The sequence below is a fragment of the Synechococcus sp. H55.11 genome (genome assembly GCF_047462475.1).
GTDB lineage: Bacteria > Cyanobacteriota > Cyanobacteriia > Thermostichales > Thermostichaceae > Thermostichus.
This window is the reverse complement of the sequence record NZ_JANSJI010000030.1, coordinates 1-10,118: the sequence shown is the minus strand read 5'-3', so window position 1 is coordinate 10,118 and position 10,118 is coordinate 1. Positions and strand designations below refer to the sequence as shown.

Here is a 10,118-nt window from a genome sequence, read left to right as displayed (position 1 = left end):
CGTTGAATTCCGCCCCGCTGATCCCACCCGCCCCCAGCCCTGAGTTGAGCCGCGAGCAATTTTGTGAGCTCTTGCGTGGCCAGCTCAGCTTGGCCCTAAGGGAAAACAACTTGGAACAAGCCAAATCTCTCCTGCTGCCCGTACAAGCGGTGGACATTGCCGAGGTAATCGGGGAGTTGCCGGAGGCGCAGCAGGCTCTGGCCTTTCGCTTGCTGCCCAAGGATCTGGCCATCCGCGTTTACGAACACCTGGACATAGATCTGCAACAGGCGCTGCTGCGCGAGTTCAGGAGCCACGAGATCCAGGACATCTTGGACAAGATGTCGCCGGACGACCGGGCCCGCCTCTTCGACGAGCTGCCGGCCAAGGTGGTTGCCGAACTGCTGCCCCAGCTCAGCCCCCAGGAACGGGAAGCCACGGCCCTGCTGCTGGGCTATGCCCCCAACACCGCGGGGCGGATCATGACCCCGGAGTACATTTCCCTGCGAGAGAACCTGACGGCAGCCGAGGCACTGGAGCGGGTGCGCCTCTTGGCCCGCGAAACCGAGACCATCTACTACCTCTACGTCACCGACCAGGAGCGACACCTGACGGGAACCCTATCCTTGCGGGAGTTGGTGATGGCCGATCCGGCCCAGCGGCTGGAGGAGGTGATGAGCCGGGAGGTGGTGTTTGTCAGCACCCACACCGACCAGGAAGAGGTGGCGCAGGTCATCCAGCGGTACGACCTGTTGGCGGTGCCGGTGGTGGATGCCGAGCGGCGACTGGTGGGGATCGTTACGGTAGATGATGTACTGGACATCGTGGAGCAAGAGGCCACCGAAGACATCTACTCCTTGGGGGGGTTGCAGTCTGGAGAAGATGACTATTTCGACCTCAGTTTTTGGCAGGCAGCCCGCAAGCGGGTGGTGTGGCTGCTGATTTTGCTGCTTACCAACACCTTTACCAGCACGATTATTGCCGGCCAGGAAGAAGTCTTAAGCCAGGTGATCGCCCTGGCGGCTTTTATCCCACTGTTGGTGGATAGCGGCGGCAACGTCGGCTCCCAGTCTTCGACGGTGGTGATTCGCGGCCTGAGCACGGCAGCGGTGCGCCTCAAGGACGGGTTGGGGGTACTGGTCCGGGAAGCAGTGGTGGGAGCCATGCTGGGGATCATGCTCAGCTTGATCACCATCGGCTGGGCCTATGCCCTGCAGCGGGATCTCCTGGTGGCGGTCATCGTTGGGCTAAGCCTATTTGGGATTTCTGTTCTCTCTTCGGTGTCAGGGGCGGGGCTGCCCTTTCTGTTTCGCTCCTTTGGTCTGGATCCGGCCTTGATGGCCGCCCCCTTCATCACCACGATTGTGGACGTGCTGGGGGTGTTGATCTACTTCTACGTTGCCCGTTTAATCCTGGGAATCTAGCCCTAGCCGCCAACCCCTCCAAGCCCTTGCCGAAATTGGGCTAGGTTGGATCTGATCTTGTTGCGGATCCCTGCCGGTGTCTGCCCATTCTGTGGATGTCCAGGCGGCTCTGCCGGAGATCGTGGCTCGCTTGCAAGCAGCCCTGGGATCCCTGGGGCTGGGACATCTGCAGGTGCAGGCGCGTCTTTCCGGCCAACGTCTGCTGCTGCGCCTGGAGGGGGATCCCCTCCCGGATCCGGAGCGGCTGCTGCAGGGCCTCTTGCCAACCCTGGAACAACTGGCGCTGAGCTACCGGCAGCGACTGGTGGAGCTGTTCGGCTTTCCTCTGGGAGAAGGGATCCCGGAGTGGCACCGCGAGTGGCGCTACCAGCCGCCGCCCAACCCCAACAGCCCGCTGTACCGTGCCCAACGCGGGGATGGAGAAGCCATCCAGTATGTGCTCAACTACCTGCTGCGCCCGCAAGGGCTCCAGGCCCGCGTCCATCTGCACCCCAAGCTGAGCCTCTTACAGGTGAACTTGCAGGCAGCGCAAGTTCCGGATCCGGCCTGGGCCAAGGATTTTGTGCGGCGGGTCTTGACCCGTCTGGAATGGACCTTTGTGCAACGGCTGCGGCTTTCTGGGCAGAAGCTCGGCTCCTTCTTGCCGGCCTGGAGCCAAGAGTTCGATCTCAAACAGCCCGTCTTTTGGCAGTCTCCCCCGGCCAGGCTTTCTCCCTTTCCTTCTCCAGCGCCTGACACTGGCGAGCCCTCCCCACCTTCCCCTAACCCTCTAGACTAAAGGGCAGGGCTCAGAGGGGTCGGTCATGCGGGTTGTTTTCTTTGGCACGCCGGAGTTTGCCCTGCCTTCCCTGCAGATCCTGTTGCAGCGGCAGTCTTCCTTTGAAGTAGTGGGCTTGGTCTGCCAGCCGGATCGGCCGCAGGGACGAGGGCAGAAGGTGCTCCCGCCGCCCACCAAGGTCCTTGCCCAAGCCCATGGGATCCCGGTGTGGCAGCCTGTCCGGCTGCGGCGGGATGCGGAGGTGCTGGCGGCGCTAGAGGCGCTGGCTGCCGATGTGTTTGTGGTGGTGGCCTATGGCCAAATCCTGCCGCCGGCGGTGCTGCAAATGCCCAGGTTGGGCTGCGTCAATGTCCACGCTTCCCTCCTGCCGGCCTATCGCGGCGCTGCCCCCATCCAGTGGGCCATTGCCAACGGCGAGACCGAGACCGGCGTCACCACCATGCTCATGGACGAGGGCCTGGATACAGGAGCCATCTTGCTGCAGGCCAAGCTGCCCATCGGGCCGGAGCAGACTGGGCTAGAACTGGCCTCCCAACTGGCCCAACTGGGGGCCGAGCTACTGGTGGAAACCCTGGTGAAACTAGAAAAAGGAGAGATCACCCCCATTCCCCAGGATGACTCGCGGGCCACCTATGCCCCCCTCCTTAAAAAGCAGGACTTCCAGCTCGATTGGCGGCGCCCAGCCCAGGCCTTGCACAACCAAATCCGCGCCTTTTCTCCCGACTGCTTTACCGGCTTGCAGGGGCAGCGGATCAAGATTGTCCGCTCTGCCGCTCCCCAGTTGCATCCGCCGCCCGACCCTCTTCCCCAGGGTAGCCCCGGAGAAGTGGTGGGACTGGCCAAAGGAGAAGGGGTGTATGTGGCTACCGGCGAGGGATCCCTTCTCATCCGGCGGGCCCAACTGCCCGGCAGAAAAGAACAGTCGGCCTGGGACTTGGTCAACGGCGGCCAGCTCAGGGTGGGCATGCGCTTTGAGGCGCTGCCGGATCCCTAGCCCCCCTCTCCCCCTGGGAGAGGGGCTGGGGGTGTTACTCTGGCTGGGGAAACTCCTCCCACAGGCGGGTGTGCTGGCGCAGGCTGAGGAACTGCCCGCCGCCGAGAATGAGGTGATCCAAAACCGGGATCTGCAGCAGTTGCCCCGCCTGCAAGAGTTGCTGCGTCAGGGCAAGATCCTCCGGGCTGGGATCCAAACTGCCGGAGGGGTGGTTGTGGGCCACCAGGATGCGGCTGGCTCCTTGCTTGATGGCGCTGCGGAAGGTTTCCCGCGGGTGAGTGAGAGTTTCCGTGGCGGTTCCCCGGGTTACAATCTGCTGGCCGATAAGGCGGTGTTTGATGTCCAGGTGCAGGACGGCAAAGTGCTCTTGGGTCTCCCACATCAGGTCGCCGCTTAGGGCCATGGCCGCCTGTTCTGGCGATTCAATCACCGTCCGCTCGGGTAGTCGGGCCAAAAACACCCGCCGCCCCAGCTCGATGGCGGCCAACACTGTTGCGGCTTTGGCTGGGCCGATGCCCTCAATTTGCAGCAGCTCCCCGGCTTCCAGCTGGCGCAGTTGGGCTAAGGGATCCCCCTGGGCTTCCAATTTTTTCAAGAGCAACTGGGCCAGGCCAACGGCTGAGAGCTTGCCCGGCCCCTGGCCGGTATTGAGCAAAATGGCCAGCAGCTCCGCGTGGGAGAGGCTTTTGGCCCCCTGGCTGAGCAGTCGCTCGCGCGGGCGATCCTGAAGGGGAAGGTCGCTGATACGCAACACGTACTGGCTCATCTTGCGGCTAGGGGAGAGAAGAGGTTTTTTTCAACAGCCAAAAGGGGCTGCGGCGCTCTACGACCTGCCAAGTTGCTGCTAGCTCAGCTACAAAGGGATCCCAGGTCACCAGATAGTCGGGCACCTGCCAGGCGGCCAGCTCCTCCAGGTTGGCGGCATAGGGCACCCGCAGCGGGCCATAAAAATAGGGTACAAACGACCGCAGCCCATAGAGGCCAACCCTTCCCGAAAGAGCCGGTTCTGGGCCGGCAAACTGGCGGAAAAAGTAGATGGATCCCCCCTGAGTATGCTGCAACACCCTTGGGAAAACCCAGCTCCAGGCCAACTGGGCGCTTAGTCCTGTGGCCAAGAGCAAGATGGCCCATCCCCGAGCATTGTGCCGAGCTCTAATCCAGGCCAGTCCCCCCAACGCCAGGAGCACAGCAGGGCCATAGGTGAAGAAGGGCCACTCCACCTCGGCCTGGAGATATCCAAGCGCCAAGCTGCCCGCTAGACTCTCAAAAAGGTCGGAAAGCGGGATCCCCAAAGCGGTCAATCTCTTCTCGGCCACCGGCAGCAGGACGGGATCCTGGGATCCCAGCCAGGGCAATAGCAGCCACAGGGCTAGCCAAAACAAGCCGCTCAGCAGGATCCAGCCGCCTTCCCAAACGCTGAGTTGAGCCTCTCTTGATCCCAGGCGTTGCAGGCGCAGGGCAGCAAAGTAGGCGCCGATGGGATAAAGCAGCGAGGTGTAGTGGATCAACTTGGTTTGCACCAAGAGCGAAAACAGAGCCAGCACCACCCCGAAGGCCACCAACAGCAGGCGTTCTGCCCGCTGAGTTAAATCCGCCGCTGCCGGGTTACTGTGCCTATGGAGGCTGGCCAAGATCTCGGCCAAGGCCGGAGCCGCCCAGGGAAAACACCCTAGAGCAAAGGCCAGCAGATGAAAATAGACTGGGCCGGGGTGGCCGCTGGGGGTACTCACCAAACCCCACTGGTAGTGCCAAAACGCCGCCAGCCACTGCAGCCCCCGCGCCGCTGCTTCCAGCGCCAGCCAGGCCAGAGGAATAGCCCCCGCCAAGCCGAGGAAGGCCACCATCTCCCCCCACCGCCTTGGCGGATCCCGCTGCCAGAGCTTGTAGAGGGCCCAGATGCCCAGCGGCAACACCAGCCCCACCGGCCCCTTGGCCAACACCGCCAGGCCCAAGGCCAGCGCGCCCAGAGCGCTCCACCCCTGCCCGGAGCGGCCGGCCCGGCAGGCCTCGTCGGCAGCCCAAAGGGATCCCAGCCCCACGCCCATGCCCAAATTCAACAGCGGGTCGATGAGGCCGGTTTTGTAGAAAAACAAAGGCAGGTAGCCCGTCAGGAGCAGGACCCCCCAGAGGCAGCCAAACCCCACCCCGCGCAGCCGCGCTCCCCACGCCACCAAGAGGGCCACCGTGATGCCGCCAACCCAGGCATTGGGCAGCCGCGCCGCCCCTTCGTTGATCCCCAGGGCCGCCATCGCTAGGGCCTGCAGCCAGAAAAACAGGGGCGGCTTCTCGTAGAAGGGCTCGCCGTTGATCTGCAAAGCCAGGGGATCGCCGCTGGCCAGCATCTGCCGCGCCAAGCTGGCGTAAATGAGCTCGTCCCAGTCAAATAGGTAAGGGATCCCCTGGCCCGCCCCCAGCCACAGGAGGGCCAAAAGCCCCATTCCTAGGGATCCCTGGAGGCCGCCAAGAAGCTTAGCCATGGAAGGCTTGCAGGGGCACCACCCGGCCCACACTTGCGGGCGAGCGCAAAAGGCGCAGTAGGTGAGCGGCTAAGGTGGATCCCTCGATCTCGGCGGGCATCTCCACCCCACACCAACGGCTGGAGCTCTCCTGCAGGGCCGCCACCCAATCGGGCGCCAGGGATCCCCGCACCACCCCAATCAGTTGCGGCAGCGGCTCCTGGCGATAGAGCCCGATCCAACGCACGCCCAGCCGAAACGGCCCAGGCCGAAAACGGGGGTTGGGGCTGCCGTCCGCTTCAAACTTGCTCAGCATCAGTTGCAGCGAATGGATCTGGCGGGTATTCAAGGGGGGAGCGGCAACCCGGCGGGCGCGAAAGGTGGGCACCATCTCGGCAAAAGGAACTTGAACAGTCTGCTCCTCCCCTGGGGTGGTGTCGAAAGCATAGCTGTAGGCCGGGCTGTCCCAGCCCCCTTGATCCCGCAGCAAAACCTTGTAGCGCTGTCCATCGCCCCGTAGCCGCAGCTCCAGGCCGGCAAACCCTGAGGCATCCAAGGGCGGCTGCCAATTGCGCGTGCGGGTGGAAACAAAGCCGCCGAAGTTGGCCGTGGAAACCTGGCCCGTAAACAGCAGCTCGCCCTCTCCCCAGAGCAGTTGGCTTTGGCTCACCCCGCCCATCACCACATCGTCCAGGATGCCCCAGAACTGGTTCAACTGGGGATCGGGCCGGCGGAAGTCAAAGAGCATCTGTTCCGTCTGTCCACTGCGGCGTAGCCGCTCCAGGTGAGCCTTGGCCGTCTCTGGCGCTCCCAGCCCTAAGATCACCCTGGCCGTCACCCAGTCCTGGCTCTGCCCCACCGCTGCTCCCTGCCGGTGCAACGCCTCTGCCAAACCTTCGGGCAGGCCATCGCCCAAAAGAACCACCGGAAGGGAAGTGGCCGGAGTCAGGGAAGGAGGCATACAGTTAACTGCTGGGCTTTGCAACCCATTCTGAACCCAGCGCCAGAAGTCGGCAAAGGGCAACGCCTCGTAGTAGGTCAGCGTGTTCCAAAACCGCCCCAGCTCCCAAGGCATGACTTTACCTCGTCCCTTTGTCCAGATTATCCAAATTATGCAGATCTTTTGCAGAACGCAATTGGCTCACGAGCAGGGCCAATGGCCAGCCGGACTTCCAGCAGCATTCTCAGCCCGGTGAGGTTTTGCAGTGCGCAGACAGAGGGCGGGGCTTCTCGACGGATGAGCTCAAGCCACACAACAAAACTGCCTTGTGGAGTCCAAGCTATTCTGTGTCTAGTGTCGGCGGTGCTCCGCTTTAGTTGCATGATGACCGACCAAACCGGCCCAAGCATGTTTCCGAACCCCTGTTGCCACTCCGTTACTTGGCGGGAGCGCCTGTCTGGACTGGAAGAGCAATTGCGCCCCTTGGCAGAAAAGACAGCTCCCCTGCTGCTGGCAGACTCAGATCCGCTGCAGGTGTGGGCCGCCGTTTTGACCTGTCAAAAACTGGGGATCCCGCTCTTCTTGGGCAATCCCAAGTGGGGAGAACGAGAGTGGGCCCAGGCTGTGGCCGGCCTGGGAGGCGGCTGGCGCTGGCGGCAAGGCCGGCTGGAGGGGGATCCCAGCCCATTGAACCCCTCTCTGCGGGAGGCTGTACCCGGCTCCCATTGGCCGTTGATCGGGATCCCTACCGGCGGCTCCGGCGGCCAGGTGAAATGGGCAATCCACTCTTGGCGTACCCTCAGCGCCTCGGCCAAGGCCCACCAACAGCACTTCGGCGTGGACTGCGTCCATAGCTATTGCCTGCTGCCCCTGCACCACATCAGCGGCCTGATGCAGGCTGTTCGCTCCTGGCTGACCGGTGGGCAGTGGATCGTCTGGGATTGGAAACGGCAACAGCAGGCCGAGGCCTGGGATCCCCCCTTGCCGGGGAGTTTTCTATCGCTGGTACCCACTCAGTTGCAACGGCTGTTGCTCAACCCCCAGCCGGGAGTTGTGGAGAGCCTGCGCCAATTTCGCGCCATTTTGGTCGGTGGTGGCCCCACCTGGCCCAGCTTGCGGCAACAGGCCCGACAACTGCACCTGCCCCTTGCCCTCACCTACGGCATGACCGAAACGGCTTCCCAAGTCTGTACGCTTCTGCCGGAGGCTTTTTGGCAAGGAAACGACAGCCTGGGCCGGCCCCTGCCCCACGCCACGCTCCAGATCCGCAGTGAACAAGGGGATCCCTTGCCCAGCGATGCCGTGGGATTCATCCACATCCGGGCCAAGTCGCTGGCACTGGGCCATTACCCCCAGGCCGCCCTTCGCGTCAGCGGTGCGGAGCACTTTGGTTTGCGCCAATGGCATCAGCAAGGCTTCACCCCCGGCGATTGGGGCTATCTGGACTCGCAGGGCCACCTCTTTTGGTTGGGTCGCGCCGACGACCTGATCCTGACTGGCGGAGAAAAAGTGATGGCTGCCGAGGTGGAAGGAGAGGTTCGGGCCAGCGGCTGGGTGGACGATGTGTGGGTGCTGGGTCTGCCCGATGCCGAATGGGGGCAGCAGGTGGTGGCGGTGGTCGTCCCCAAAACCGGGCTCCCGGCGATCCCCCAAGAGCTGGAGATGCGCCTCAAGCAACACCTGAGCCGCCAACTGAGTCCCTTCAAGCATCCGAAGCGCTGGCTGTGGTGCACCGGGATCCCGCGCAATCTCCAGGGCAAGGTGAACCGCCAACAGCTCCGGCAGTGGGCCGCCCAGCAGTTGGGGATCTCGCCCCAGGTAAGCTAGCGGGATCCCAGACGAGCCAAGTCTCGCCGGATTTCAAAGGTCAATTCCCGGTTGTGGGGCTCCATAGCCAAAGCCTTTCTCAGGTAAGCTTCCGCCTGCTGGTGGCGACCCTCGTAGATCAAGTGGTTGCCGAAGCGCTGGTAGGCCAAAGCCAAGAGGTGGATGGCCTCGCCGGAGTTGGGAAACCGTTTCAACAGCGCCTCTGCCAGAGCCACTGCCGTGGGCAACTTACGCTCGCGCCAGGCTGCCTTGACGCGGGCAATCCCTTCTTTGAGCAATTCCGGATCGAGGTGCTCTGCCGATGAAGAGCCGGCGGTGCGGATGACCACCCGCCTCTGGCCGGCGGCAGGAGGAGATTGACGCTGGGCATCGTAGCGCCGCCGCTGCTCGGGGTCGCTCAGCACTTGGTAGGCCTGATAGATTTGCTGGAACCGCTCTCGAGATCCCTCCCCTGCCACATCGGGGTGAAACTGCCGCGCCAACCGGCGAAAGGCTTGCTTGATATCTTCGATGTCCGCTTCCGGCGATAGGTTGAGAATCGCGTAGTAGTCCATGAGCGGTGGCAGAAGGAAGGGAATTGAGAGTGGCAGAACCTGGGCCAAAAGTCAGCTCCGACCCCTGATTATGCCGATGATCATGCCATGCCAAGCCGGGCTAAACCAAGGGATCCTCTCGGCGCTCATGCGATCTCATGGAAAGTTGTTCTCCTAGCTGGGGCTTGATGCTGTAATGCCACTTTGACTGAGCACGCAGAGGTCTCTCTTCCTGTAGCTACCTCAAGGGTAGGGATCCGGTGTTAGACTTTGCCCAAGTTATTTGGAAACCCCATTCCCAATCGGTTTCTTTGACTTCTATCGATCGACTATGAGTGAAGCCCTTCATCAAGCTCTTGCAGATCAAGATCAAGAGCAATTATTATCCCATTTGCAGCAAGGGGAAGATGTGAATGCTGTCGATGCTCAAGGACTGACCTTGCTTCATAAAGCAACACTGCTTGGCAATTTGGAACTGCTGGATTTGCTCTTGGCCCATGGTGCTTCTCCCAATGCCTTGGATCCCACAGGTGTCACCCCGCTCCATTTGGCCGCCGCCAGCGGTCGGGTCAAGCTGGTGGAGCGTCTTTTGAGGGCAGGCAGCGACATCAACCTTCCAGATGGCTATGGATATACCCCTCTCCATCGGGCTGCCTTAACCGATCAGGCAGAGGTGATCGGTCTGCTCATCCAAAAAGGAGCCAATACCTCTGGCGTTCTCCATTGGGCCACGACCACCGGACGAAAAAGCATCCTGGCCCGCCTGTTATCCAAAGGAGCGCCGGTGGATGCCGCCGATGCAACCGGTCGAACTCCTCTGCACGAGGCTGCTACCCAAGGGCAACTGGGCATTGCTCGCTTTCTGCTCTTGTATGGGGCCAATGTCAATGCGCGCAACCGATTTGGGGCAACACCGATGCACTGGGCTGCTTGGGAGGGGCATGTGGCAATCCTGGAACTTTTGCTGGAAAATGGGGCCGAATTGAACCCTCGCAATGAAGATGGGCATACTCCTTTGGCCTATGCCCAAAAACGCCAACACAGCTTGGCTGTCCAATGGTTACAAGACCGAGGTGCAACCCTTTAGTATCAAGTTTGCTATTGCCGCCGACCCAAGCGCTCCGCGTCGCTGCCCTCACCCCCAGCCCCTCTCCCTGAGGGACATCCCTCACCCCCAGCCCCTCTCC

Annotated in this window: 9 protein-coding genes; 5 read left to right on the top strand and 4 right to left on the bottom strand. The window is 62.3% G+C overall.

The window, feature by feature from the left end; translation table 11 throughout:
* Positions 1 to 2 precede the first annotated feature (2 nt).
* From mgtE to fmt, 3 genes are all read left to right on the top strand, one after another.
* Positions 3 to 1,403 (top strand): magnesium transporter, encoded by a 1,401-nt coding sequence (gene mgtE / locus NW853_RS01220; RefSeq protein ID WP_414335532.1) that lies wholly within the window; start codon positions 3 to 5, stop codon positions 1,401 to 1,403.
* A gap of 76 nt (positions 1,404 to 1,479) precedes the next feature.
* The gene (locus tag NW853_RS01215) at positions 1,480 to 2,181 is read left to right on the top strand and encodes a hypothetical protein (protein ID WP_414347259.1); all 702 of its coding nucleotides are present in this window, start codon (positions 1,480 to 1,482) and stop codon (positions 2,179 to 2,181) included.
* A 25-nt stretch (positions 2,182 to 2,206) separates the two neighbouring features.
* On the top strand, positions 2,207 to 3,175 hold the full coding sequence (gene fmt, locus NW853_RS01210; RefSeq protein WP_414347257.1) for a methionyl-tRNA formyltransferase: 969 nt from the start codon (positions 2,207 to 2,209) through the stop codon (positions 3,173 to 3,175).
* Positions 3,176 to 3,209: 34 nt separating this feature from the next.
* Here fmt and radC read toward each other — a convergent pair whose 3' ends face one another.
* The 3 genes from radC to NW853_RS01195 are packed head-to-tail and all read right to left on the bottom strand — an operon-like array spanning position 3,210 to position 6,706.
* A complete protein-coding gene (gene radC, locus NW853_RS01205; protein ID WP_414347256.1) occupies positions 3,210 to 3,941 on the bottom strand; it encodes a RadC family protein in 732 nt (243 codons plus the stop codon).
* Positions 3,942 to 3,948: 7 nt separating this feature from the next.
* Positions 3,949 to 5,652 (bottom strand): ArnT family glycosyltransferase, encoded by a 1,704-nt coding sequence (locus NW853_RS01200; protein ID WP_414347253.1) that lies wholly within the window; start codon positions 5,650 to 5,652, stop codon positions 3,949 to 3,951.
* Positions 5,645 to 6,706 (bottom strand): CIA30 family protein, encoded by a 1,062-nt coding sequence (locus tag NW853_RS01195; protein WP_414347252.1) that lies wholly within the window; start codon positions 6,704 to 6,706, stop codon positions 5,645 to 5,647. Before NW853_RS01195 ends, NW853_RS01200 begins: the two co-directional genes overlap by 8 nt.
* Positions 6,707 to 6,979: 273 nt before the next feature.
* Here NW853_RS01195 and NW853_RS01190 point away from each other — a divergent pair, with 273 nt between their 5' ends.
* Positions 6,980 to 8,398: a 2-succinylbenzoate--CoA ligase gene (locus NW853_RS01190; RefSeq protein WP_414335520.1), complete on the top strand. Its 1,419-nt coding sequence runs from the start codon at positions 6,980 to 6,982 to the stop codon at positions 8,396 to 8,398.
* Here the strand turns inward: NW853_RS01190 and NW853_RS01185 are convergent.
* The gene (locus NW853_RS01185; RefSeq protein WP_414335518.1) at positions 8,395 to 8,952 is read right to left on the bottom strand and encodes a DnaJ domain-containing protein; all 558 of its coding nucleotides are present in this window, start codon (positions 8,950 to 8,952) and stop codon (positions 8,395 to 8,397) included. The genes NW853_RS01190 and NW853_RS01185 overlap by 4 nt on opposite strands.
* A 310-nt stretch (positions 8,953 to 9,262) precedes the next feature.
* Between NW853_RS01185 and NW853_RS01180 the strand changes: the two genes are divergently transcribed.
* The gene (locus NW853_RS01180; RefSeq protein ID WP_414335516.1) at positions 9,263 to 10,018 is read left to right on the top strand and encodes an ankyrin repeat domain-containing protein; all 756 of its coding nucleotides are present in this window, start codon (positions 9,263 to 9,265) and stop codon (positions 10,016 to 10,018) included.
* Positions 10,019 to 10,118 lie beyond the last annotated feature (100 nt).